The 24855-nt window shown below is 65.7% G+C and carries 25 protein-coding genes; 4 read left to right on the top strand and 21 right to left on the bottom strand.

The window, feature by feature from the left end; all coding sequences use genetic code 11:
• Positions 1–27: 27 nt before the first annotated feature.
• On the bottom strand, positions 28–393 hold the full coding sequence (locus EP380_RS06170; protein ID WP_199190398.1) for a RidA family protein: 366 nt from the start codon (positions 391–393) through the stop codon (positions 28–30).
• Between the two features lie 271 nt (positions 394–664).
• On the opposite strand from EP380_RS06170, the gene EP380_RS06165 reads away from it, so the two are divergent.
• From EP380_RS06165 to EP380_RS06155, 3 genes are read left to right on the top strand one after another with little or no spacing between them, the layout of a single operon-like run.
• A complete protein-coding gene (locus EP380_RS06165; protein WP_127597401.1) occupies positions 665–1423 on the top strand; it encodes an SDR family NAD(P)-dependent oxidoreductase in 759 nt (252 codons plus the stop codon).
• A 34-nt stretch (positions 1424–1457) separates the two neighbouring features.
• Positions 1458–2516, top strand: coding sequence for a D-TA family PLP-dependent enzyme (locus EP380_RS06160; RefSeq protein ID WP_127597399.1), 1059 nt, complete (start codon positions 1458–1460; stop codon positions 2514–2516).
• Between the two features lie 40 nt (positions 2517–2556).
• Complete coding sequence (locus tag EP380_RS06155; protein WP_127597397.1) at positions 2557–3042, top strand: hypothetical protein; 486 nt, start codon at positions 2557–2559, stop codon at positions 3040–3042.
• A 48-nt stretch (positions 3043–3090) separates the two neighbouring features.
• Here EP380_RS06155 and EP380_RS06150 read toward each other — a convergent pair whose 3' ends face one another.
• The 8 genes from EP380_RS06150 to EP380_RS06115 all read right to left on the bottom strand — a co-directional run bounded on the left by EP380_RS06150 (position 3091) and on the right by EP380_RS06115 (position 11849).
• Positions 3091–4041 (bottom strand): MBL fold metallo-hydrolase, encoded by a 951-nt coding sequence (locus EP380_RS06150; protein ID WP_164749774.1) that lies wholly within the window; start codon positions 4039–4041, stop codon positions 3091–3093.
• Positions 4042–4087: 46 nt separating this feature from the next.
• On the bottom strand, positions 4088–4807 hold the full coding sequence (locus EP380_RS06145) for an ABC transporter ATP-binding protein (protein WP_106569729.1): 720 nt from the start codon (positions 4805–4807) through the stop codon (positions 4088–4090).
• A 5-nt stretch (positions 4808–4812) separates the two neighbouring features.
• Positions 4813–5562 carry an ABC transporter ATP-binding protein gene (locus EP380_RS06140; RefSeq protein ID WP_106569730.1) on the bottom strand — a complete coding sequence of 250 codons (750 nt, stop codon included), beginning with the start codon at positions 5560–5562 and terminating at the stop codon, positions 4813–4815.
• Entirely contained in the window at positions 5559–6509 is a 951-nt protein-coding gene (locus tag EP380_RS06135) for a branched-chain amino acid ABC transporter permease (protein ID WP_127597393.1), read from the bottom strand. The genes EP380_RS06140 and EP380_RS06135 overlap by 4 nt, the downstream gene beginning before the upstream one ends.
• A gap of 10 nt (positions 6510–6519) precedes the next feature.
• Positions 6520–7374, bottom strand: a complete 855-nt coding sequence (locus EP380_RS06130; RefSeq protein WP_106569732.1) for a branched-chain amino acid ABC transporter permease — start codon at positions 7372–7374, stop codon at positions 6520–6522.
• 48 nt (positions 7375–7422) lie between these two features.
• On the bottom strand, positions 7423–8652 hold the full coding sequence (locus EP380_RS06125) for an ABC transporter substrate-binding protein (RefSeq protein WP_164749773.1): 1230 nt from the start codon (positions 8650–8652) through the stop codon (positions 7423–7425).
• Between the two features lie 159 nt (positions 8653–8811).
• Positions 8812–10335, bottom strand: coding sequence for an amidohydrolase family protein (locus EP380_RS06120; RefSeq protein WP_127597389.1), 1524 nt, complete (start codon positions 10333–10335; stop codon positions 8812–8814).
• Between the two features lie 17 nt (positions 10336–10352).
• Positions 10353–11849 carry a carboxylesterase family protein gene (locus EP380_RS06115; RefSeq protein ID WP_127597387.1) on the bottom strand — a complete coding sequence of 499 codons (1497 nt, stop codon included), beginning with the start codon at positions 11847–11849 and terminating at the stop codon, positions 10353–10355.
• Between the two features lie 200 nt (positions 11850–12049).
• On the opposite strand from EP380_RS06115, the gene EP380_RS06110 reads away from it, so the two are divergent.
• Complete coding sequence (locus EP380_RS06110; protein ID WP_164749772.1) at positions 12050–12925, top strand: VOC family protein; 876 nt, start codon at positions 12050–12052, stop codon at positions 12923–12925.
• Positions 12926–13061: 136 nt separating this feature from the next.
• On the opposite strand, the gene EP380_RS06105 is transcribed toward EP380_RS06110, so the two are convergent.
• From EP380_RS06105 to EP380_RS06050, 12 genes are all read right to left on the bottom strand, one after another.
• Positions 13062–14072 carry a helix-turn-helix domain-containing protein gene (locus EP380_RS06105; protein WP_106569737.1) on the bottom strand — a complete coding sequence of 337 codons (1011 nt, stop codon included), beginning with the start codon at positions 14070–14072 and terminating at the stop codon, positions 13062–13064.
• Between the two features lie 12 nt (positions 14073–14084).
• Positions 14085–14909, bottom strand: coding sequence for an FAD binding domain-containing protein (locus EP380_RS06100; protein ID WP_127597383.1), 825 nt, complete (start codon positions 14907–14909; stop codon positions 14085–14087).
• The gene (locus EP380_RS06095; RefSeq protein WP_127597381.1) at positions 14906–15376 is read right to left on the bottom strand and encodes a (2Fe-2S)-binding protein; all 471 of its coding nucleotides are present in this window, start codon (positions 15374–15376) and stop codon (positions 14906–14908) included. Before EP380_RS06095 ends, EP380_RS06100 begins: the two co-directional genes overlap by 4 nt.
• A gap of 90 nt (positions 15377–15466) precedes the next feature.
• Positions 15467–16297, bottom strand: coding sequence for an aspartate dehydrogenase (locus EP380_RS06090; RefSeq protein WP_106569740.1), 831 nt, complete (start codon positions 16295–16297; stop codon positions 15467–15469).
• Positions 16284–16985, bottom strand: coding sequence for an ABC transporter ATP-binding protein (locus EP380_RS06085; protein ID WP_127597380.1), 702 nt, complete (start codon positions 16983–16985; stop codon positions 16284–16286). Before EP380_RS06085 ends, EP380_RS06090 begins: the two co-directional genes overlap by 14 nt.
• Complete coding sequence (locus EP380_RS06080; protein WP_127597378.1) at positions 16979–17749, bottom strand: ABC transporter ATP-binding protein; 771 nt, start codon at positions 17747–17749, stop codon at positions 16979–16981. Before EP380_RS06080 ends, EP380_RS06085 begins: the two co-directional genes overlap by 7 nt.
• A complete protein-coding gene (locus tag EP380_RS06075) occupies positions 17746–18732 on the bottom strand; it encodes a branched-chain amino acid ABC transporter permease (RefSeq protein WP_127597376.1) in 987 nt (328 codons plus the stop codon). The genes EP380_RS06080 and EP380_RS06075 overlap by 4 nt, the downstream gene beginning before the upstream one ends.
• Positions 18733–18740: 8 nt before the next feature.
• Positions 18741–19655, bottom strand: coding sequence for a branched-chain amino acid ABC transporter permease (locus EP380_RS06070; RefSeq protein WP_127597374.1), 915 nt, complete (start codon positions 19653–19655; stop codon positions 18741–18743).
• Positions 19656–19731: 76 nt separating this feature from the next.
• On the bottom strand, positions 19732–20901 hold the full coding sequence (locus tag EP380_RS06065; RefSeq protein ID WP_127597372.1) for an ABC transporter substrate-binding protein: 1170 nt from the start codon (positions 20899–20901) through the stop codon (positions 19732–19734).
• Positions 20902–21008: 107 nt separating this feature from the next.
• Positions 21009–21557, bottom strand: coding sequence for a 3-hydroxyanthranilate 3,4-dioxygenase (locus EP380_RS06060; protein ID WP_106569746.1), 549 nt, complete (start codon positions 21555–21557; stop codon positions 21009–21011).
• Positions 21558–21603: 46 nt separating this feature from the next.
• On the bottom strand, positions 21604–22557 hold the full coding sequence (locus EP380_RS06055; protein ID WP_127597370.1) for a dihydrodipicolinate synthase family protein: 954 nt from the start codon (positions 22555–22557) through the stop codon (positions 21604–21606).
• The gene (locus EP380_RS06050) at positions 22554–24836 is read right to left on the bottom strand and encodes a xanthine dehydrogenase family protein molybdopterin-binding subunit (RefSeq protein WP_238719747.1); all 2283 of its coding nucleotides are present in this window, start codon (positions 24834–24836) and stop codon (positions 22554–22556) included. The genes EP380_RS06055 and EP380_RS06050 overlap by 4 nt, the downstream gene beginning before the upstream one ends.
• Positions 24837–24855: the final 19 nt, after the last annotated feature.

Below are 24855 nucleotides of genomic sequence, written 5' to 3'. Positions count from 1 at the left end.
CAACCTGTCCGTTCTCGCCGCGCCCGTTCACACGGGCTTGTAGGCGACCGCCTCGACCTCGATCTTGATGTCGATCATCAACCGGCTCTCCACCGTGGTCCGTGCCGGCGGATTGGTGGGGAAGTGACGAGCGTAGACGGTGTTGAAGGCACCGAAATCGCGCGCGTCTTCCAGCCACACGGTCGTCTTGACCACGTCGTCCATGCTGCAGCCGGCCAGCTTCAGCGCCGCGCCGACATTGGCCAGGACCTGCTCGGTCTGCTCGACGATGCCGCCCTGCACGACCTTGCCGTCGCTGACCGGGACTTGGCCGGAGATATAAACGAAATCGCCCGCACGCACGGCGGGCGAAAGCGGGACATGGGAAGATCCGAAGCATTGCTTGGTCATCAAAACCTCCAGTCAGTACGGTGTCGTCGATGCACGGGCGCCAGGCCGATACAGCGCAACGGACACGGCGCCCGGCCTGTCGCTGCGGCGTCGCACGGCCAAGTTTTGCGCCATCGACAAACCAATCCTGTTACAGGCTTTGTTGGAAAGCAACATCTTTGATAGTTTTGTGTTGCTTTATTACAAGAATGTTCGCATCCTGCCGCTCCGGAAGCGACAGGGTTGCCGGTTCGCCGGCCGCGCGCAGCCGGCAACGGAACCGACGGGGGGAGAGATGATCGATTTCGCGGGCGCTCGTGTGGTCGTGACCGGCGCGGGCGGCGGCGTGGGCACCGCGCTGGCGGCGACGCTTCACGAGTGCAACGCGCGCATCGTGGCCTGCGACCGGCCGGGTGCTGCACTCTCGGCTCCGGGCATCGTTGAAACCCACCATTTCGACCTTCTGGACGAGGACGCGCTTCACCGGGCCTGCGCGGCGATCTGCGAGGCGGGCGCGCCGGCCGCCGTGATCTCGAACGCCGGCTGGACCCGCGCCGAAACGCTCGCCGACATAACGCCGGAAAACCTCGCCACGGAACTCGACCTGAATTTTCGCAGCGCGGCGCTGCTGTCGCGCGCATTCGTGCCGGCGATGCGCGACCGGCCCTCGGGTTCGGCCTTCGTGTTCGTGTCCTCGGTCAACGCGCTCGCCCATTACGGCAATCCGGCCTATTCGGCGGCCAAGGCCGCCCTGCACGCCTGGATGCGGGCGATCGCCACCGAAGAGGGCCGCAACGGCATCCGCGCGAACGCCGTCATTCCCGGCTCCATCAAGACCGAGGCCTGGACGCATCGGCTGGAGGAGAAGCCGGAAATTCTCGACGCCGTCACCCGGCTCTATCCGCTCGCACGGCTGGTGGAGCCCAGCGAAGTGGCGCGCGCGATCGTCTTTCTGGCCTCGTCCTGGGCAAGCGGGATCACAGGTGCCACATTGCAGGTGGATGCGGGGGTCAGCGCCAGCAACCTGCCGTTTCTCGAGCAGATCGCCGGCTAGCGGCCGGATCGCGACCATCCAGCGGAGCTTCGTCATGAATTTTTCCGACCTCGACACCCCGGCCGTGATCATCGACCGGCGGATCGCCGACGCCAATCTGCGCCGCGCCCAGGACTATGCCGACACGCACGGGCTCGTTCTGCGTCCGCATATCAAGACCCACAAGCTGCCGCTGTTTTCCAAACGCCAGATCGACCTCGGCGCCGTCGGCATCACCTGCCAAAAGCTCGGCGAGGCCGAGGCGATGGCCGATGCCGGCATCGCCGACATCTTCATCCCCTACAACATCGTCGGCGCCGACAAGCTGGAGCGGCTGCACGCCCTGCACAAGCGCATTACCCTTTCGGTGAGCGCCGACAACCGGCCGACCGTGCAGGGTTATGCGGCGCGTTTCACCGATGCGTCGCACCCCCTGCCCGTCTTGATCGAATGCGACACCGGTGCCGGGCGCTGCGGCGTGCAGTCGCCGCAGGAAGCGCTGGAACTCGCAAGGCTGATCGACGCCGCGCCAGGGCTGCGCTTCGAGGGGCTGATGACCTATCCGCCGCGCGGTGCGGCCGCCAAGGTCGACCAATGGTTCAAGTCGGCGAAAAAAACCCTGAACGAGGCCGGTCTGGAGGTGGCGCGCATTTCCAACGGCGGCTCGCCGGACCTTTATGCCGCCGCCGAGGTGACGTCCGCGACCGAGCACCGGCCGGGAACCTATATCTATTCCGACCGCATGCAGGTCTCGCTCGGACTGGGCACGCTCGAGGACTGCGCGCTGAGCGTGCTGACAACCGTCGTCAGCCGCCCGACCCCGGACCGCGCCGTGCTCGACGCCGGCTCCAAGGCGCTGGCCGCCGACCGTTGCGACGCGCCCGGTCACGGCCATATCGTCGAATATCCGCAGGCGGTGGTGAAAGGGCTCAGCGAAGAACACGCGGTGGTCGATCTTTCCGGCTGCGCGACCAAGCCGGCGGTCGGCGACAAGGTGCGCGTCATTCCCAACCATGTGTGCGTAGTGTCCAACCTCTTCGACGCGGTCCACCTGATCGACGGGCAAGAGGTGATCGCCCGCGTGCCGGTCGCCGCGCGCGGCCGCGTGACATAGGACCGCCAAACCAGCGGCAAACCCGAGCACGGAGCCCAACATGCAGTTCGACAAAAACCCGTTTCCGGAAGGCGACGCCGACCGGCACTATCTTTGGGAGATGCTGGTGCGGCGCGACATCGACGCTTTCCTTTCCCAGGACTGGTCGATGGTCGAGCACGATTTCATCGCCGAGAGCTTTTTCGGCATGCACGCCCATTTTCTGGCCGACGCGGATGCCTGGCGGCTGCAGTTCCCGCGGCTGGAGGTCTATCGCGACGAGTGGCTGCGCCAGGCGAAGGACTCGGCGGCCAGCCATTTCAGCGAGCCGCTGCGCGAGGCGATGTTCCGCGTCACCAATATGCGCGACATCGACATCGACGGCGACCGCGCCGTGCTGCACAAAAAATTCAACGGCACGATCGCCCGTCCCGACGGCGAGCCCGCGCGGCTGAAATGGCAGACGCTTTACTTCTGCCGCAAGGTCGACGGCGTGTGGAAGATCGCCGGCTTCGTCGGTTATATGCCGCATCCGCTCGGCGCGTGAGCCCTGCCAGTCCACAAGGCGTCTCGATGGAGGCGTGACAAAGACCGATCAGGCCTGGGCCGAAGACAACGGCAGGGGAACGAAGCGGGCCCCGGCGGCCTCCCGTTGAAGACGGCCGAAAGCGGGTGATGCAAAATGATACGGCGCCAGGATCGTGCCGGTGCCGGCGTTTTCCGTCAAAATTCGCTCGCGCGTGGCGCGCGCTGCTTGCGGGTCGGCACAGAAATTGGATACGAGCTCTCGGCGGGCGAATTGCAGCGGATGATGCAACACATCCGCCGTAAACAGTACCGAGGCCGCATCGAGCGTCAGGCGCACGACGCACATGCCGGGCGAATGGCCAGCGGCCGGCTCGAAACGCAGGCCGGGCGCGATCTCGGCGCTCGAGCCGACCAGGTCCAGACAGCCGGCGTCCTCGAGCGGCAGGACGCTGTCGGCGAAGGCGCCGTGCAGGACCGACGCCGACGGTTCGACCCGATGAAGCCGGTTCCAATGGTCGAATTCGGCCCGCGGCGCGACGTAGCGGGCGCGCGGGAAAGTCGGCTCCCAGCCGGCATCGCCCAAAACCGTGTTCCAACCGACATGGTCGGCATGCAGATGCGTGTTGACGACGATGTCGACGCTTTCGGGTCGCACGCCGAGCCTGCCGAGCAGATCGAGAAACGGCCCGTCACGGCGATGCCAGGCAGGGCGATCCAACCGTTGCTTGCCGTTGCCGATGCCGGCATCGATCAAGGCGGTGAAAGCCGGCGTCTGGATCAGATAGATGTTGAAGCTCAGGAGCAGGGTCGCGGCTTCCGCATCGACGGTTCCGGCCGGAACCAAGCCGGCGGCGGCGCGCAGATCGTCGGCCGTCAGCGCGTCGAACAGGGCGGTGGCGGGCCATTCGATCCGGTCGATATCGGGTATGCGGACGATCCGTGCCTGGCCAAGCGTCAGGATGTCGACCGGAAAGGCCGGCCGGCCGCGCCCGACCTCGACTTGCACGGTTTCAATCATCTCATCCCGTCCTCGCCCCTGCACCACCGATCCGGCACGTTCGCAATCAGACACCGAGATAACGGTGTCTGATTTCCTCGTCCGCCTGCAGTTCGCCCGGCGTGGCGGCATAGACCACCTTGCCTTTGTTGAGGATCACGACGCGGTCGGCGAGCGCCAGCGCGAATTTCAGCCGCTGCTCGACGAGCAGGATCGTCGAGCCCCTGGCCTTGACCATTTCCAGTACGCCGAACAGTTCCTTGACGAGAAGCGGCGACAAGCCTTCCGTCGGCTCGTCGAGAATGACCAAGCGCGGATTGCCGACCAGCGCGCGGCCGACGGCCAGCATCTGCTGTTCGCCGCCCGACAGGTTTCCGGCGCGATTGTCGCGGCGTTCGGCAAGCCGCGGAAAGGCGTCGTAGACGGCCTCGACCGTCCAGGACAGGCTTTGCGCATCGAAGCGCCGCAAATGGCGCGCGATCTCGAGGGTCTCGGCCACGCTCAGCGAGCGGAAGGTGCGCCGACCCTGCGGCACCAGCGCGATGCCGGCTCGGCTGCGCGCTTCCGGCGTGGCGTGGGTCAGCGCCTTGTCCAGGAAGCGGATCGCGCCCCGGCGCGGCGGGTTGAAGCCCATGATCGTATTGGCGAGCGTCGACTTGCCGACGCCGTTGCGCCCGAGAACGGCCACCAGTTCGCCCGGCTGCGCGTCGAGCGAAACACCCTGCAGGATGTAGCTATCGCCGTAATAGGTGTGCACGTCGTCCACACTGACGATCGGTTGCGCCATGACGCTCACTCGCCTTCGCCGAAATAGATGCGTTGGATGTCTTCGTTGGCCTGGACCTCGGCCGCGGTCCCGGTGGTCACCAGTCGGCCATTGTGCAGGATGGTAAACAGGTCGGCGACGGCGAAGGCGACATCCATGTCGTGCTCTACCACGATCACGGTCACGTCTTCGGGCAGGCCCTTGATCAAGCCGACGACGCTTTCGGTCTCGGTGGCCGACAGGCCGGAGGTCGGTTCGTCAAGCAGGAGAATGCGCGGCCGGTTGGCGACCGCCATGGCCAGTTCGAGCTTGCGCTGGTCGCCATAGGACAGGTTGCTGACGCGCGTGTCGGCGCCGGCGGGGAAGCGCCACTCGGCCAGGATGTCGGCCACCCTTTCGGCGATGCGCGGATAGGCGCCTGCCGGTCGGATCATCCCGAAACGGCTTGTCGACAGGGCACGCACGGCCAGATGCACGTTTTCGCCGACCGTCATGTCGGGGAACAGAGAGGTGATCTGGAAGGTGCGCGCGAGCCCGTCATGCGCACGCCGGTACGGGTTCTGCTTCGACACGTCCCGGCCGAACAGCCTGACCGCGCCGGAGGTCGGCTGCAACTGCCCGCCGATCATGTTGAACAGCGTCGTCTTGCCGGCGCCGTTCGGCCCCAGAAGCACCCGGCGTTCGCCGACGCCGACGCGCAGCGATACGCCGTCGACGGCGCGCAAGCCGCCGAATTGCATGACCACGTTGTCGACATCGACGGCCTGGGCGCTCATGCCGACCTCCGGGCGCGCCAGGCGTCGCCGACAAGGGTGACGATACCTTTGGGCGCAAACAGCATCACACAGATGTAAAGCAGACCGAGCACGGTCAGCCAGCGGTCGGTGTAACCCGACACGACATGGCTCATGAACACCACCAAAAAGGCGCCCAGGAACGGGCCGATCAGCGTACCGGCACCGCCGACGATCACCATCAGCGTCACTTCCGCCGATACGACGATCCCGACCGCCTCCGGGCTGATGAAACCCTTGTAGTAGACGAAGATGACGCCCGCCCAGCCGGCGAAACCGGCAGAGATGACGAAGGCCAGAAACTTGTAGAGCCAGACATTGTAGCCGAGCGCGGCCATGCGGTCGGGATTTTGGTGAATGCCGCGCAGCGCCTCGCCGAACGGCGAGCGCACGATCAGCCTCATGAGCAAGAGCGCGGCGGCCGCCGCGGCCAGTGCCAAAAGATAGTATCCGGCAGTCGTGTCGACGTTGAGGCCCGGCAGGCCGAGATCCGGCCGGCCGATGCCGCGCAGGCCGTCGTCGCCGCCGGTCAGGCTGCGCCACGAAAACGCAATCGCGAAGGTGATCTGACCGAGCGCCAGGGTGATGATCAGGAAGTAGACGCCGCTGGTGCGCAGCGCGAGCAGGCCGTAGACGGCACCGACGGCCATGCTGGCCGCGATCGCGGCCGCCGCGCCCCACCAGAAGCTGTCTGAAACATGCAGCATGACCAGGCCGGCGGTATAGGCGCCGACGCCGAAATAGGCGGCGTGGCCGAGCGACGGCAGACCGGTCTGACCGAGCAGCAGGTTCAGCCCCAGCGCCAGAACGGCAAAGATCAGGCAGTCGATCAACAGGCCTGTCGAGTAGCTCGACAACAGCCCGCCAAGCGCGGCAGCGACAGCGAAGACGGCGACAGCCACGGCGCCCGCTACGAGGGAAGGTCTCATCAGAAAAATCTCACGCACGGCCGAAAAGGCCTTCGGGACGGATGACCAGCATCGCGACCATCGGCACGAATATGGTGAACATGGCGAATTCCGGCAGCAGCGCCTTGCCGATCGTATCGCTGAAACCGATCAACAAGCTGCCGACGAAGGCGCCGCGCAGGCTGCCCAGCCCACCGATGACGACAACGGCGAAGGCCTGCAGCACGACCTCGAAATCCGCGCCCGGATAGATGCCCAGCATCGCGCCGCCGAGGACACCGGCCGCACCCGCCAGCGCCGCGCCCGCCCCGAACACCAAGAGAAAGATCATCTTGATGTCGAAGCCGATCGCCCGGACCATGTCGGCGTCGTCGACGCCAGCGCGGATGACCGCGCCGATCCGGGTGCGCTCGATGATGAGCCAGATCGCCAGGGCGACCGCGAAACCGCACACAATCAGGGCGACGCGGTATTTTGGAAAGAACAGGCCCGCGAAGCGCAGTGCGCCGTCGAGAAAGTCGGGCCTGTCGAGCGTCTGGGGCAGACCGCCCCAGAACCACAACGCCAGGTCGGAAATGACCAGTAGGACGCCGAAACTCATCAGCACCTGGCCGAGTTCGTTGCCGTGCACCCGCTCCAGAAGGACACGCTGCAAGACCATGCCAATGACGGCGACGAGCGCCGCGGCAACCAGGATGGCGAGCCAGAAACTACCGGTCTGGTTGAGCACCGAGAGGCCGATATATCCGCCGAGCAGATAAAACGATCCATGTGCCAGATTGATGATGCGCATCAGGCCGAAGATCACCGAGAGGCCGGAGGCGATCAGGAAAAGCAGCATGGCGAGCGACAGCCCGTTGAGAATCTGGATCGTGTAGAACGCCATGCTTGCTGTTTTCCGAGATGCGGTTGGACCGAAAGCGACGGGGTGGTGTTATTTCGCCCAGTCGTTGGCGATATCGCGATAGGGCTTCATCGCCATATAGTCTTCCGGGCTCCAGGTGTAGAATTGCGATACCGCCTCGAAACGCGCGATCGGCTCGTTCACCAGTTCGCCATCCTTGCGCTTGACCTCGAAAGCGTAAATGTCGTGCACGGGGCTGTTGTAGCCGTCGAACTTGAACGGTCCGCGCGGTGAATCGAACGACACCGCCGCCAGCGCCTCGTTGACCTTGGCCGGATCGGAAAGGTCTCCGCCAAGCGCCTCGATCGCCATGTGGATCGCCTTAGCGGTTACGTAGGAGCCTTCGGAATAGAGCGTCGGCGAGCGGTCGTATTTTTCGCGGTAGGCCTTCACGAAGGCCGCGTTGCCGGGCGTGTCGAGCGCGCTCGAATAATGCGAGGCGGTGACGATGCCGAGGGCCGCATCGCCCTGCTGGCCGAGAATCAGGTCGTCGGTCAACAGGCTGGTGCCGACCAGCGGAATCGTGCCCTTGAGCCCGTATTCCTCGAACTGCTTGACGAATTTGATCGCCTCGGAGCCGGCGAAGACCGCCACCACCGCGTCCGCCTCGTCGATCTTGAGGCTGGTGAGGAACGGCGCGTAGTCGGCCGTGCCGAGCGGCGGATAGAGCGACTGGATCACCTCGCCGCCCGCCTCGGTGAAGGTGCGCGCGATGCCGCCGGTCTGCTCGAAGCCCATGGCGTAGCCGGGCGCGATCATGACCACGCGCTTATAGCCCTGCTCGAAAAGCCATTTGCCGAACGGATGACTAGCCTGGCTGCCCGAACTGTTGGTGCGAAAAATGTTCGGCGCGGCAAGCTGCTGCGTGAGCCCGTCGGCGCTGGCGACCGACACCACCAACGGTACGTTTTTTTCCACCATATAATCGCGCAGCGCATAGGCGACGCTGGACGACACGATGCCGCCGACGAAATTGACCTTGTCGCTTTCGACCAGTTTCTTGATTTTCGTCAGCCCGACATCCGGTTTGGCCTGGGTGTCCTCGAAGATCACCTCGAGCTTGGCGCCGCCGGCCATGCCGCCGATCTCGTCGAGATAAAGCTGGAAACCGTTGCGGACATCCTCGCCGATCACGGCGAACGGGCCGGTATTGGGCGACATCATGCCGACCTTGACAGTTTCCTGTGCTAATGCACCGCCAGAAGCGGACAGGCCGGCCGCCACAAAGGCGGCGGCGAAAGTCTTCAATCGGAGTTTCATGAAACGGTTCCCCTGATTATTGCGCGTTTGAAGCGGACGTGTTCGATGCTCCGGGCTCATAGTGCGTCGGGTGCGGCGATCCAGCTTGCTTGCCAGCGCATAGTCGCTTGGATGTGGGCGCACCCGCCCCCTTCCCGCGTCTTCCTATCCACGGTGCGGTCACTCGCACGCCATGCGCGTCATGCCGATATCGACCGCCCAGCTTCGCGCTTCGGCTTCCGCCAGATAGGGGTCGAGCCGTTCCGCCCGCGCACGCACGGCCTCGGCGTCGCGCAGCACGGCCGGCATCAGTTCGGCAAGCTCGTCGGCGAGCGCATCCTCGTCGATGGTGAGCAGTTTTCGGTCGCGGACGACGAAACGCCCGTCGACCATGACGGCGCTGACGCCGCGCCCGGCTTCGCCGTAGACGATCTGACGCGTGGCGTCGTTGAGCGGGCGATAGACCGGGTCATCGCGGTCAAGAAATGTGATGTCGGCGCTGAAGCCGACGCCGAGGCGACCGGTGTTTTCCAGTCCGAGCGCCCGCGCGCCGTCGGCGGTAGCCGCGCGCAAGCAATCGCGGGCGCCCGGCACATCGTCGGAGCGCCCGGCAATGCCGGCCAGAAGCACCGACAACTTCATAGCCTGGAACATGTTCTGGGCATCGGAGCACGAGCAATTGTCGCAGCCCAGGCCCGGCCGAACGCCTTTGTTTGCATAAAGGCGATACGGCGCTATGCCGTTGCGGGTCTTCAGATTGCTGATCGGATTCATCACCAGCCGGGTGCCGCTGCCGGCCAACAGGCGGGCGTCGTCGTCGTCAAGCCAGACGCCATGGGCGAGCGTCAGGTCGGGCCCGAGCGCGCCGAGACTGTCGAGATAACGGATCGGCGAGCCGCCATGGTCCTTGAAAATCGTGTGCGCGCCGACCGCCTCGACGCGCGAGATCGCGACATGCGAAAAAAGCCGCACCGCATAAGCGCGGGCGATGTCCAGCAGGCGGAGGAGCAGCCCGCGAGAGCAGCGCTCCGGACTCGACGGACAAACCGCCCAGGTGACGCGATCGCCAGATTGCGCGGGCAGATCGGCCAGGATGCGCTCGAGTTCGGCGAGCGGAGCCGGCATGTCGGGCGGTGGCGGCGGCCCGGCAACGATGGCAGCAAGCTCGGCCGGCAGGATGTCGCGCAAAAAGGGGATCGTGTCGAGCGGGCCGGTATCGGCCAATTGCAGCCCGAGCACGACCCGCAAGCCCGTCTCGCGATAGGTGTCGCGCACGATCGCGGCCTGGCGGCTGGTCAGCGGCCACAGGCTCAGCATGTCCTGCACAGTGGTGATGCCGCCACGCAAGCACTCGGCAGCCCCAATCAACGTGCGCAGCCGCAATTCGCGATCTGAGCGCGGCGGAAAATAACGCGGCAAAGCGCGCACCGCCCAGCGCTCCAAGGACATGACGTTGAAGGCACCCTTCAGCAGCGCGTCGTGGGAATGATAATGGGCGTTGACGAGGCCCGGTATGGCGATCAGCGCCGACGCATCGAAAATCTCAGCGTCGTCCGGCACCCGGAACGCGGTCGCGGCCGGGCCGATCGCGGCGATCTTGCCGTCGCGAACCAGGATGTCGGCCCTTGCCGGTTCGCCGTTCCCGACCGCGGGATCGACCAGCATGGCATTGCGGATCCAGATCGGCCGCGCCGGCCGATCCACGCGCGTCGGCTCCGCGGTCAGCACGAACCACCCGCCAGGTCACTCACGGTGGAGCGCCGATCGAGCCGCATCGCCGGCCTGCGCCCGACGCCAAAGGCCTGCCAGGCGGGCAAGCCGGCGGCAGCCGGGTTTCCAATCCGCACGAAGTTCAGCCAGGCCGCGCGTATGGTTGCCGACAGCTCGGCAAGCTCGACCGGATCAGCGCCGGCAAGCATCGGCGCGTCGCGCCAGGCTTGCGTCGGGCCGAACACGAACGGCAGTTCCAGACAATGGCAGGCGCCAAGTGAGCTGCCGGCCGGATGCCAGGCGAATTCATAGACATAGGCTTCGCCTCCATCCGCAGCGCGCCGCTCGGCAAAGGCGACGGTCGGCTCGACGAACACATCCCGCGAGGCGACGGCGCTGAGCAAGGCGACGGGCGAGCGTTCGCCATCGCGCGCCATGCGGTGAAACGCCTCCAAACGGTGCTGGCCGTAAAACGCGGTGACGAGCTCACCGGCTGCGGCCATATCGAGGCTCTCGCCGCGCGGGTCGAGCGCGAAGAAAGCGTCCGCCTCATCCGACGTAAAGCCGATCAGCACATCGACGCCGGTCATGGCGTCGGCCGCCGCGCGGTCGAAGGCGACCGTGTCGGGAAGGCCAGCGCTCGCCTGAACGAGCTGGAACGGGGGGGCCGTGTCGCCGAAACGGGCATGCCGGCGTGCAATCGCGGCCTGCGCGTCGAGGACGGCATCAAGGGGTCGTCCCGCAAGCCAGGCGCGGACCTCATCCGGCCTGTGGGGATCACCGCCCAATTCCCGGACGAACTCGGCGCCGAGCGCGCGCGCATAGTCGCGATCCTGCGGACGCATGCCAAACGCCGCACTTTGTATGATCACCCGCCGCACGTTTTTTGTCGGGTGGCCGCCGGCAAACAGCGCAGCGATCGAATTTCCACCAGCCGACTGGCCCATCAGGATCATGTTGTCGGGATCGCCGCCGACGCTAGCGGCGATATCGCGCACGACGCAGAGCGCGAGCGCCTGGTCGAGCAGGCCCAGATTGCCCTCGCTGATGCCCGGGGCATAGAGATAACCAAGCGCGCCCAGGCGGTAGTTGACACCGACCACGACCACGTCGCCCTCGCCGGCAAGCAGACTGCCATCGTACCAGTCAAGCCCGCCCGAGCCGCTGGAAAAACCGCCGCCATGAAGCCAGACCACGACCGGCCGACGCGCATCATCAAGCCCCGGTGTGGCGATGTCGAGATGCAGGCAGTCCTCGCTCTGTCGACGTGTGAAATCGCCCATCACGCCGAGCAGCCGGGAGGCGAGCTGCGGGGCGATCACGCCCGGCTCGTAGGCTTCGAACGTCCCGGTCCACGGCGTTTTGCGGCGTGGCGGACAAAACCGCAGAGCGCCGACCGGCGCCTCGGCATAAGGCACGCCACGGAAACGGCAAACCGCATGGCGGCGCAGGCCGGCGATGCGCCCGAGGGGAGTGTCGGCAAACACGGTTTCGGTCGGCTGGTGCATGGGCGTTTCCCTCTTCGCGGAGCGGGAAGCTAGGGCCAAAATCGATCAGGCGGCTTGCGCGAGAGCGCATTGGTGCTTGCGCGCGGACGCGGGACAAGCCGTTTGCGCGCGGCGACAAGCGGGGCTGCGCTGTCGCGCAAGCCGACATCTTCAGCCCGGGCGATGCTGGAGCAATGATGATCCAAGCGCAGGAGACCGCGATGAAGGGCGATATCGATTCAGTGAACCATTTGGGGATCGCCGTGCGCGACATGGAGGCCGCGTGCGCGCTCTATGAACGCCTCGGCTTTCAACTGACGCCGCTTTCGGTGCATTCGGGATCGAGCAATCCGGACGAGCCGGTTCAGCCGATGGCGACGGGAAATCGCTGCGCGGTATTTCCGAACAACTATATCGAGGTGCTGGGCATCGTGAACCCGGGCGCGCTCGACTGGGGCTGGGATCGTTTCATCGACCGGTTCGAAGGCGCCCATATCATCTGCTTCGGCTGCAAGGACGCCGACACGGTCGCCACGCGCCTGGCGGCCGCAAAGGCCGCCAATTCGGGCGTGATCGCCCTGCAACGCGACATCGGGACGCCGGAGGGAACGCGCACGGCGAAATTCGACTGCGTGCATTTCGATCGCGCCACGACCCCGGAGGGCCTGATCCAGGCCGCGCGGCACCGCAATCCGGAATATGTGCACCAGCCGCGCTATCTCACGCACGAAAACGGCGCCACAAGCCTGTCGAGCCTGCTGCTCGTGGCCGAAGACCCAAAGGCGACCGCCGAGCGCTACGCCGTGCTGACCGGACAGCCACTCGACGAAATCAACGGCCTGCCCGGCATCCGCCTGCCACTGGTCACGACTTTGCGTTTCACCAGCCCGCAGGACGCCGGAAAGCGCCTGCCCGGCACGCTTTTGTCGCCGGCCCCGTCGATCGTGGCCGCGACCTTTACCGTAGCCGATCTGGCCTCGGCGCGCGCACTGATCGGCGATGCCGGCTTTCCGGTCGTCGACGGCGACGATCGCTTCCACGTGCCGGCCGAACATGCGCTCGGTGTCGTGCACGAATTCGTGCCGGATAGACGCTGAAGGCTTGAAGACGGGGCCCGCATCCGAATACCGCAACCAAACGAAAAAAGACTGCGACGGCGAGCCCGTCGATCATCGTCGCGACGTCATACCAGACCCGGACGCCGCGCAACCGGCCTTGCGCCCAACGGTCTCGTCACACAAGTTGCGGCGCAGTGGTCGCGCGCGCCTCACGCGGCGCCATGCCGAACCGGGCGCGGAACTGGCGGCTGAAATGCGGGATGTCATTAAAGCCCTGCCGCATGGCGATCTCGGTCACGGTGAGATGGGCATAACGCGGATCGACCAGCAGCGAGCGGGCCCGCAACAGACGCTCCTCGCGAACCCAGGCGCCGAACGTCGTGCCGCTGTTGGAAAAAAGCTTATGGAGGTAGCGCTTCGACAGGCCGAAGGAGTCGGCGATCTTGGCCGGCGTCAGGTCGGGGTCGTCCAACGCGCAATGCAGATGCGCCTTGACCCGCGACAATAGCATGTGTCCGCCACCGCCATCATTTCGTTCCAGATCCTCATCATACCTGCCGTCTCCGGACTTGAAGGCGAGCGCGATCAGGTCGAGCCAGATCTCGATGGCATGCATCTGGTTGGCGCTGCCCAGCAGGTGGCCCTCACGGATGAGGAATTGCAGGTGGTCGCGCGCCAGGCGACCGATCCCGCGTTCGGTGTCCGGCGTGACCGGCAGGTAGCGGGTCGGGTCGATCAGCCTGCTTTCCAGCAACCGCCGCGGAACCGTTATCAAGACGCGATCGGCGGGTTCGGGAAACACCGCCTGGTAGGGCATAGCCTTGTCGAGCAGGAACAGGCTTCCGGCGTCGATCGCCGCGCGACGATGATCGTGGTCGACGTCGGTCTTGCCCGACAGGTTGAAGCCGATGATGTATTGTGCCTGGTTGTCGGCCTCGATGCAGTTGACCGAGCGGTTCAGTTCGACCGGATCGGACTGGATGCGTGAAATGCGCAGCGGGCCGAGGCGGATTTCGGAGGTTTGATAGGCAAAGCGGTCTGCTTTCGCCGGCCGCACCTCGACGCGGGCCACGCGCCGGCTGACAATGGAGATGTACTGACCGAGCTGGTCGCCATGGGAGAAGTTGCCGCGCGCGAAGGCAAACCCGCCATGGGGAGCGCCAACAGTGCCGCCGATTTCAATCATCCCATTCTCCTTTCACTTTTTTCCGCTCCTGGCGCCGTCCGCACCGAGCGTTTCGACCAGGCGCTCGGTCAAGACCCGCACGAGATGGGCGCGATAGGCGCCGCCCGCGTGGATGTCGCTCAGCATCTGATCCGGCTCGAGCGCTAGACCGGAAAGGGTCCGGCGGGCGAAATTCCCGTCCAATGCGGCCTCGGCCTCGGTCCAACGGAAGACACCGGCTGCGCCCGCGCCGGTGACCGCGACCCGCACGCCGTGCCGGTGGCGCGCGACGAACACGCCGACGATGGCGAAGCGCGACGCCGGCTGGCGGAACTTCAGGTAAGCACAGCTCGAACAGGCCGGAAAACCCACCTCACGGATGAACTCGCCCGGCTCGAGCGCGGTTTCGAACAGGTCGACGAAAAACGCGTCCGCGCTGATATCGCGGCGGTCGGTCCTGATCGTCGCGCCGAGTGCGAGCAGAGCCGCCGGATAGTCGGCGGCGGGATCATTGTTGGCGACGGAACCGCCGATCGTGCCCCGATTGCGCACCTGGGCATCGCCGATCATGGCGGCGAGATCAGCGAGCCCCGGAATCTTTTCGCGCACGACCGGCGACGCCGCGACGGCGGCGTGCCGGCACATCGCGCCGACACGGACTTCACCGTCGACCACGGCCAGGTCCATCAGCTCCGACACGGCATTGAGATCGATCAGCAGGTCCGGCGCGGCCAGCCCCTGCTTCATGGTCGGCACCAGCGTCTGCCCGCCGGCAAGCAGCATCGGCTCGTCGCCGTCGCGCAGCAGGCCGAGCGTCTCAGCCAGCGATGTGGGGCACGCATAGTCGAACTTGTTCATGGCCGCATCATCTCCGCCGCATCCAGGATCGCCTTGACGATGTTCTCGTAGCCGGTGCAGCGGCAGATATTGCCCTCAAGCTCCTCGCGCACCGTGCGTTCGTCGAGATCGCCCTCGTGGCGCGCCACCATATCGAGCGCCGACATGATCATGCCGGGCGTACAGAACCCGCATTGGAGCGCGTGATGTTCGTGGAAGGCCTGCTGCATGGGATGCAGCGTCTCGCCCTCGGCCAGCCCCTCGATCGTGGTGACCTTGCGACCCTGACACTGGATCGCGAGCAGCGCGCAGGATTTGACCGCGACGCCGTCGAGATGAACGACACAGGCGCCGCACTGGCTGGTGTCGCAGCCGACATGCGTGCCGGTCAGCCGGCATTGGTCGCGCAGAAATTCAACCAGCAATGTTCGCGACTCGACCTCGGCCGCGACGGGCGTGCCGTTAATTTCCGTTTCCAGCCGCATCATCTGTGCTCCATCGTCATTTTGCCCAGCCTGGCATCCCCCCGCCTGGCGCAACGATCCAAGCGCGCCCGGCGGCCGGCCTCCTCCCAGGCGCTAGCGTACCAACGCGCGGACGTGATTTTCCAGAAGCCGCACCAGGCTGAGCGCCGTCATTTCAGAGGATTTCGGGTTGGTCGCCAACGGTGCGTTCTCAATCGACATATCCAGCCGTCCGAACGCGCCCTCGGCCGCGATGCGATGTGCGTTGCGCGAGGCGGCCGGATCGGCGCACAAGGAAACACGCGTGCGCTCCAGACCGATGCCGGCCAGCGCCGAAATCACCGCGACATTGGCGTTTTGCGGAAAACGGTCGGCCGCCTCGCGCGCCGTGCCGGAAAAGAAGATCGTCGCGCTGTCGAGGCCGTCCAGATCAGCAAGCGTTTCGGCCTCCGTCCCGCGCCAAGCCGCAGGCGGCTTGACGATGGTATGCTCGACCGCGTCGAGGGAGAGCGTCGCCGCGGCAGCGAGCGCGTCGATGCCGGCCATAGCGCCCGGCGGCACGACAATCTGCGCGCCGGTCCGCTCGGCACTCGCGACCAGGCGGGCGAGCAGGGCGTCGTCGCAAAAGGCGGAGGTGGAGGAGACGACGAAATCGTGCCCCGCCGACAGCGCGGCCTCGCCCCAGGGCTCGACGCTCGCCCGACCGGCCGCCTCGACGACCAGATCGATGTCCAGCCCTTCGAGCGCCCCCGGCTCGGCGATCAGCCGCGCCGAGGCCGGCAGATCCGGGCGCGATGCCGCCGTGTCGCGGACCGCGACCGCCACGAAGACGATCTCGCGCCTGCCTCGCTCGGCCAGCAGCGCCGCGAGGCGCCTGGCGATCGCGCCCCAGCCGACGATGGCGACGCGCAGGCCGCGCCGCGATGCGCGCCTAGATGCCGACATAGGACTGCACCCGTTCTGTGTCGCGCTCGATATCGGCGCCATCGCCCGCCCACACGGTACGCCCCTTTTCGAGCACGAAATGCCGGTCGGCCAGGCGTTTGAGCACATGGACGTTCTTGTCGATCAACAGAATCGACTGGCCTTCCGCCTTGAGACGCTCGACACAGGCCCAGATCTCGGCGCGAATGACCGGCGCCAGCCCTTCGGTCGCCTCGTCGAGGATGAGAAGACGCGGATTGGTCATCAGCGCGCGGCCGATAACCAACATCTGCTGCTCGCCGCCCGACAGGGTGACGGCGGATTGCCCGGCGCGCTCGCGCAGGCGCGGAAACAGCGTATAGACCCGCTCCAGCGTCCAGGGATCTGCGCGCCGCAAGCGATTGGACGCGGTCGCGACCAGGTTTTCGCGCACGCTGAGCGTGGGAAAGACCTGCCGGCCCTCAGGCACCAGCCCGACGCCGAGCCGGGCAACGGTTTCCGGCGCCGCGCCGAGGACCGACACGTCGTCGATCAGCACCTCGCCGGCGAGCGGCGGCAGGAGCCCCATGATCGCACGCACGGTGGTGGTCTTGCCCATGCCGTTGCGGCCAAGCAGGGTGACCACCTCGCCGTCGGCGATTTCGAGCGCGACGTCGAACAGGACCTGGCTGGTGCCGTAGGCGGCCTGTAGAGCGCTGACTTTCAGCATGCCTCGTCTCCCTCGCCGAGATAGGCCTTGCGGACCTCCGCATGATCACGGATTTCGTCCGCGCTTCCCGTGGCGATCACCCGGCCGTAGACGAGAACCGAGATGCGGTCGGCAAGCTTGAAGACGGCGTCCATGTCGTGCTCGACCAGAAGCATGGCGACGGTCTGCTTGAGGCCGCGCAGCATCGTGATCATCTGCTGGCTTTCGGCGTGGCCGAGGCCAGCCATCGGCTCGTCGAGCAGCAACAGGCGCGGCCGGTTGGCAAGCGCGACGACGAGTTCAAGCTGCTTGCGCTCGCCATGCGACAGGTTGGCCACGATCTCGTCGGCGCGGTCGGCAAGCCCGGCATCGGCCAGCAGCGCGTCGGCTTCGGCGCGCAACGACCGGTCGGCGCGCACATTGGCCAGGAAGCGAAAACTGTGGCCCTGACGCACCTGGACGGCGATCGCGACATTGTCGCGCACGGAATAGTCCGACAACAGGCAGGTGATCTGGAACGAGCGCGCGAGTCCGCGCGCAACCCGCTGCGCCGTCGAAAGCCCGTCGATCACCGTGCCGTCGAGCGCGATCGTGCCGCCGTCGGGCCGCAACTCGCCGAAAAGCTGAGAGATCAGCGTCGTCTTGCCGGCGCCGTTGGGACCGATGAGCGCGTGGATTTCGCCGGCGCGCACGTCGAGATCGACGGCGTCGGTCGCCACCAGGCCGCCGAAACGCTTCATGAGGCCGCGAACGGCGAGGACGGGAGCGGACGCGGGATTTGTCATGGACGCCTCCCGACCAGGCGCAGCGCCAGGGCCTGAACACCGCCATGCGTGTAAAGGACGACGAACAGCAGGATGGCACCGACGCCGAGCTGCCAATATTCGGTCCAGGCGGCGAGCACGGTTTCCAGAACGATGAAGACGGCGGCACCCGCGAGCGGGCCGAACAAGGTGCCGACGCCGCCGAGAATGACCATCACCATCAGTTCGCCGGATTTGGTCCAATGCAGCATGTCGGGACTGGCGAAGCGCATGAAATTGGCCATCAGCGCGCCGGCCAGCCCCGCCCCCATGCCGGAAATGACGAAGGCGGCGAGTTGGTAGCGATAGACCGGCAGACCAATCGCGGCCATGCGCCGCTCGCTCTGGCGCAACCCGACCAGCACATTGCCGAAGCGCGAATTGACCACCCGCCACAACAGGACGAAAAAGATTACGGCCGCCGTCAAGCAGACATAATAGACGGTCTGCTTGTCGCGCATGTTGAGACCGGGCACTTCGTTGGCGCGGCGGATGATCAGCCCGTCGTCGCCGCCATAGGCCTTCAGCGAGACGAAGAAGAAAAACAGCATCTGGGCGAAGGCGAGCGTGATCATGATGAACTGCACGCCGCTGGTGCGCAGCGACAGCGCGCCGATCAGCGCGGCGAACGCGCCGCTGACGAGGATCGCGGCCGGCAGCGTGACCAGAAGCTGGTTGCTGCCGGGGATGAGGCCCAACAGCGGCTCGCCGGCAGCGTAGTGCTGGTAAAGAATGCCGACGACGTAGCCGCCAATGCCGAAAAAGGCGGCGTGACCGAAAGACACCATGCCGCCGTAACCGAGCACCAGGTTGAGGCTCGCCGCCGCGATACCGTAGATCAGGATGCGGGTCGCCAGCGAGGTCAACGCCGGCTGACCGGTGGCGTCGGCGAACACCGGCAACGCAACGAGCGCGACCAGCACAACCAGACAGAGCACGGGCCTAAAAGTGGATGTACCGTTCATGAGAATGCTCACGAATCGGCCGCAAACAGGCCTTTCGGCCTGACAAGGAGAACGAGTGCCATCAACAGATAGATCCCCATGGAGGAAATGCCGGCGCCAAGCGCATCGGCCTCGGATCCGACCATGACGTGGCGCAGCAGGCCCGGCAGATAGGCGCGCAGCATGGTGTCGACCACGCCGATGATCAGGCTGGCGAAAAAGGCGCCGCGGATCGACCCGACACCGCCGATGACGACCACGACGAATGTGGTGATCAGGATCTGCTCGCCCATGCCCACCTGGACGGCGAGGATCGGTCCGGCCATCAGCCCGGCGAGGCCGGCCAGCAGCGCGCCCAGGCCGAAAACCACTGTATACAGCATGCGGATGTCGACGCCGAGCGCGCGCACCATGTCGCGATTGGTCGAACCGGCGCGTACCAGCATGCCGATGCGGGTACGGTTGATCAAAAGATAGAGCCCCGCGGCGACCATAAGCCCGACGACGATGATGGAAAGCCGGTAGACGGGGTAGACCAGGCCCGGCACAAGCTCGACCGAGCCGGCAAGCAGCGGCGGCATCGGCACGAACAAAGGCTGGCGGCCGAACAGAATGGTGACGAGCTGGTTCAAGATCAGGATGATGGCGAAGGTCGCAAGCACCTGGTCGAGGTGATCGCGCCGGTAGAGACGCCGGATGACCACCATTTCCATGACGACGCCAGTGACGGCGGCCGCGCCCAGAGCGCCGGCGATGCCAAGCAGGAAGGACCCCGTCTCACCGATGACGAGCGTGCCGGCATAGGCGCCGACCATGTAGATCGATCCATGGGCGAGATTGATGATACCCATGATGCCGAAGATCAGGGTCAAGCCCGCCGCCATCAGGAAGAGCATGACGCCGAGCTGAAGCCCGTTGAGCATCTGTTCGAGGAACAAGGTCATCGTTGCTGCCGAAACCCGAAAGGATTGGGGAAAGGAGGCCCCGCGCGACGCTTCGTGCGCGCGAGGCGGCGGCGCATCACAGCGCGCAATCGCTTGCGTAGGCGTCGCTGTGGTCTTCCAGGATACGCTCGCCGGTCTTCAAGATCGGCTTGCCGTCCTCGCCGGCAACGACCTTGAGCGCGTACCAGTCCTGCACAGGGTGCTGGTTGGGACCAAAGGCGAACTTGCCGCGCACGGACTGGAAATCGGCTTTGCGCAGCGCGTTGCGGAACGCGCCGATATCCGCCAAATCACCGCCCGTGGCCTCAAGCGCGGAGGCAATGGCGCGCGCGGCGTCATAACCCTGGCTGGCATAATAGGTCAGCGGACGATCGTAAGCCTCTTGCCAGGCGGCAACAAAAGCCTTGTTGGCCTCGTTGTCGAAGTCGGAGTTCCAGTGGCTCGACACGTTGATGCCAATCGCGGCCTCGCCGACCGCGTTCAGGATGACGCCGTCCATGGACGGTTCGGCCACCACCATCGGCACGACATCGAGCAGGCCGGCCTGCTGGTACTGGCGCATGAAGGTGATGCCCAGACCACCGGGATGGAACTGAAACACGACTTCCGGCTTCGCGTCGCGGATCTGCGCCATCTCGGCGGCGAAATCGGTCTGGTCGAGGCGGGTATAGACCTCGCCGACGATCTCACCCTTGAAGAAACGCTTGAAGCCGGCGATTGCGTCCTTGCCGGCCTGGTAATTGGGCGCCAGCACGAAGGCGCTCTTGTAACCGAGATTGGTGGCGTTCTGACCGGCGCTTTCGTGCAGGCTGTCATTCTGCCAGGAGACGACGAAATAATTCTCGTGGCATTCCCTGCCGGCCATGTTGGACGGGGCGGCGTTAGGGCTGACGTAAATCGCGCCGCCGTCGACGATATCGGGCACTGTGGCGCCGGCGACGTTGGAGAACACGATGCCAGTGAACAATTTTACGCCTTCATTGTTGAGAAAACGGTCAGCGATCTGGCGGCCATTACCGGGCTTCAGCCCGTCATCTTCGACCATCAGCGCCACCGGCACGCCGCCGAGCTTGCCGCCTTCGGCGTCGATGGCGAGTTGGAACCCGTCACGGATATCCTGACCGAGATAGCCGGCCGGACCGGACAGCGTGGTGATCATGCCAACCTTGACGGGCTCCTGCGCCCAGGCCGTCGCGGCCATGACCGCAGATGTCGCAGCGGCGAGCAACACGGTTTTCATTTTCATGCTGAACTCTCCCATTGATATATTTGTTATTGCAGCGCTATTGAAAATTCGTCCGGCGACGCGCCTCTGTCGCACCGCCGGCCTCTGGGCAAGAGCCATCGCGCGGATCAGAGCGTGACCCAGCCCTCCGGTGGTACTTTTCCGGGATGCACGGTGCCGCAATTCGGGCAGGTGCGGACCTTCTCGTCGGCGTAAAAGGCCTGATAGATCGGCGGCAGGTCGCGCACGATGCTTTTCAGCGACACTTCGACCCGCTTGACCAGCGCCTGGCACTCGAAACAGTACCATTCGAATGCGTCGAGCTGGTCGGGCTGGCGCTTCGGCTCGACGACGAGGCCGATCGAGCCTTCCTGCGGCCGCTGCGGCGAATGGCGCACATGCGGCGGCAGGAGGAAGATGTCGCCCTCGCGGATCGGCACGTCGTAGAAATCGCCGTTGTCGACCAGTTTCAGAACCATATCGCCCTTGAGCTGATAGAAAAATTCCTCGACCGGGTCGTCGTGATAGTCGGTGCGCTTGTTGGGACCGCCAACGACGGTGACCATCATGTCCGCGTCCTCCCAGATCTGCTGATTGCCGACCGGCGGTTTCAGCAAATGCTGGTGTTCATCTATCCATTTGGAAAAGCTGAACGCCGAAAGCCGTCTTTGCGTCATGTCATCCTCCTTCGCCTGATCGTCTGTCCATCGGCCCCGCAAGCTGCTAGAGCCTTAGGCCGCACGCCTCGAACGCTGCGCGCGTGGCCGCTTTTTCCTCTTGCGTCAGTTCCAGCAGCGGTGGGCGCACGGCGCCGCCGGCCTGGCCGAGCAGGTCCTGCCAATATTTCTGATGGGCATGCGGTTTTTCGGCCGGCCGGGTTTCGCGCAATGCGTTGCGAACCGGATCGAGACTGTCGCGCACGGCACGCGCCTGCTCGGCCTCGCCAGCGAAGGCGAGATCGGTATAGTCGCGCATGCGCCGGTCGACCTTGGTCTGGATCAGGTAGGGCGGCGAAGAACACAGATAAAGCCGCCAACCAAGTTCCAGCACATTGTCTAGCCACTCCTCCTCCGAGGCGGTGGAAACCTGGATACGGTCGCCGGCGAGCCGCGTCAGCTCGGCATACATCGGCCGCGGCACCGAATATTTGATCGCCACCACCGTCTCAATATCGGCAAGCCGGTTGCAAAGCTGCGGGCTCATCAGATAGCCGCTGTCGGGGTGGCTCCACAGCGCGATGCCGATATCGACCTTGTCGGCGATGGCGCTGTAATAGTTGAGCAGCGTTTCGTCCTGCTGCTTGAAGAAATGCAGGATCGGCGCATGGACGACGATGTAGTCCGCGCCCGCCTTCTGGGCGTGGCGGGCGAGGTCGATGACGACGTCCATGTTCTGGTCCGAACACGACATGATCGTCTGGGCCCGTCCGGCGCAAGCCTCGACCGCGAGATCGAAGCAGCGCTTGCGTTCGTCGAGCGACATGGAAAAGAACTCGCCCTGCTTGCCGGCGATGAAAAAGCCGTCAATGCCGAGATCCTCGATCCAGTGATCGATATTGGCGCGAAACCCGTCCTCGTCCAGGGCGAGCGAGGGCGTGAACGGCATCAGCGCGGCAGCCCAGATGCCGGTCATATGCGTCTTGGCGTGGGTTTTGGCGTCTTTTCTGGAATATTTCATTTTTGTTCCGATCGATCACGGCGCGTCTCGGCCTCGTGCAGGGCGCACCACAGTTTTTCGCTGGTGAACGGCATTTGCGGCAGCGCGGCGCCGCGAGCGGCGAGCGCGTCGCCGACCGCGTTGGCAATCGCGGCCGGAATGCCGATGCAGCCGGCCTCCCCGACGCCCTTGGCGCCGAGCGCGTTGACCGGCGAGGGCGTCTCCAGCTTGTCGATATCGACAAGCGGCACGTCGGCTGCCCGTGGCACGGCGTAGTCCATCAAGGAGCCGGTGACCAACTGACCGTCCTCGTCGTAGACGATGCGTTCCATCATCGCCTCGCCGACCCCCTGGGCCATGCCGCCGACGAGCTGGCCGCGCACCAAAAGCGGATTGACGACGGTGCCGGCATCGTCGACCCAGGCCAGTTTTTCGAACTCGAGCCTGCCACTTTCGGGATCGATGACGACCATGGCCAGGCAGCAGCCGCTGCTCCAGGCCTCGTTGTCGGCATGATAGATCACCTGGCTGGTCAGCACCGGCTCGGCCGGATCACCGGCTTCGCCGCCGACGTGGTGCGCGAAATCCCGCCAGCCTACCCCCTTGGACCCGGCGGCCGACAAGCCTTCGGACGACAGAGCGACATCGGCGGCGGCACAGTTGAGACGTTCGCCGCCAGCGTCGACGATTTGCGCACGCAACCCCTCGCAGGCCCGGAGCACGGCGCTGCCGCCGATGGCGGTGCTGCGGCTGGCGAGCGCACCGATGCCGCCCGGTAGGTCGGCGGTGTCGCCATGGCGCACCTCGATCCGGGCCGGGTCCAGGTCGAGCGCATCGGCGACGATCTGCGAAAAGGCGGTCTGGCGCCCCTGCCCCTGGGCGCTGGCGCCGGTGGCAACCTGAACCTTGCCGTCGCGGCACAGCGACACGCTGGCGCTTTCCCAGCCCTGTCCGCACGGCTCAACATAAAGCGCAAGCCCGAGGCCGACGACCTGACCCGACGCGCGGCGTCTCTCGCATGCCGCGCGAAGGGCCTGATAATCCGACAGGCGCGTCATGCGCTCGAGCAAGGCGGGATAGTCGCCGGAATCGAGCTTGTCGCCGGCCGGCATCGACCAGGGGAAATCGGCCGGGCCGATCAGATTGCGGCGACGGATCTCGAGCGGATCGATCGACAGGCGTCGCGCCGCCTCGTCCATCAACCGCTCCATCAGCATCGCCGCCTCCGGCCGGCCGGCGCCGCGATAGATGCCGACCCCGGCATGATTGCCGTCTGAGGCCTTCAGACTGACGGCTACGGCATCGAGCCTGTAGGGTCCGGGCAGGATGCGCCCCGCATTGCGAACGGGAATGGCCGCGCTGTAGGGCATCCAGTGGCCGAGCGGAAAGGCGAGCCTGGCCTTCAGACCGAGCAGCCTGCCATCGGCGTCGAGCGCCAGCGCGCCTTCTGTGCGCGCGCCGCGGCCGTGGGTGGCCGCGATCAGATCCTCACCGCGCGTGGCGCACCATTTGACAGGCCGCGCCAGTTTACGCGCGGCCCAGGCGACCATCAGATCCTCGGGATAGATCGAGGATTTGCCGCCGAACGCCCCGCCGACATCAGGCGCGATCACCCGCACCTGCGCCATCGACAAGCCGAGAACGCGCGCCAGGTCCTCGCGCGCCCGGTAGGGCGACTGGGTCGAGAGCCAAGCCGTGAGCGCGCCATCGTTCCAGTCGGCGAGCGCGGCGCGCGGTTCGAGCGCGCTCGGCGCGACGAGCGCATGCTCGACGGTCGCTTCCACCACCAGCGCCGCACGCGAAAACGCATCCTTGACATCGCCCAGCGTCCAGTCGGCGGCGACCCGCTCGGCGCCCTGACGCGGCGGCGTTATCGCGAGCGGCTCGACGTCGAAGGCAACCAGCGCTGCGGCGTCGCGCGCGGCGGCCCGGGAGGTCGCGACCACTGCGGCGACGGCCTGGCCGGCCGCCTCGACCGCCTCGCCGGCAAGCAGGCGAAGCGGGCGCGGGCTCATGCCAGGGACGACGATATTGACGGCGCTCTGACCAAGTTTGCCGAGATCGGCAGCCGAAAACACGGCAACCACGCCCTCGGCGGCACGCGCTTCTTCCAACGCGAGCGGGCCGAGCCGGCCATGCGGATAGGGACTGCGGACGAATTCCAGATGCAGGCACCCGTCGGGCAGGTGATCGTCGACATAAGCGCCCGCGCCGGTGACGAGACGGCGATCCTCGACCCGCGCCAAGCTCCGGCCGAGCCAGCGCGGCCGTGCCTGACCGATATCGCCGCGTGCGTTCAAGATCGTCTCTCCTCGACAT

The organism is Nitratireductor alexandrii, assembly GCF_004000215.1.
Classification (GTDB): Bacteria; Pseudomonadota; Alphaproteobacteria; order Rhizobiales; family Rhizobiaceae; genus Mangrovimarina; species Mangrovimarina alexandrii.
Note: the sequence above shows the minus strand (reverse complement) of the source record. Positions and strands in the feature narration are given on the sequence as shown.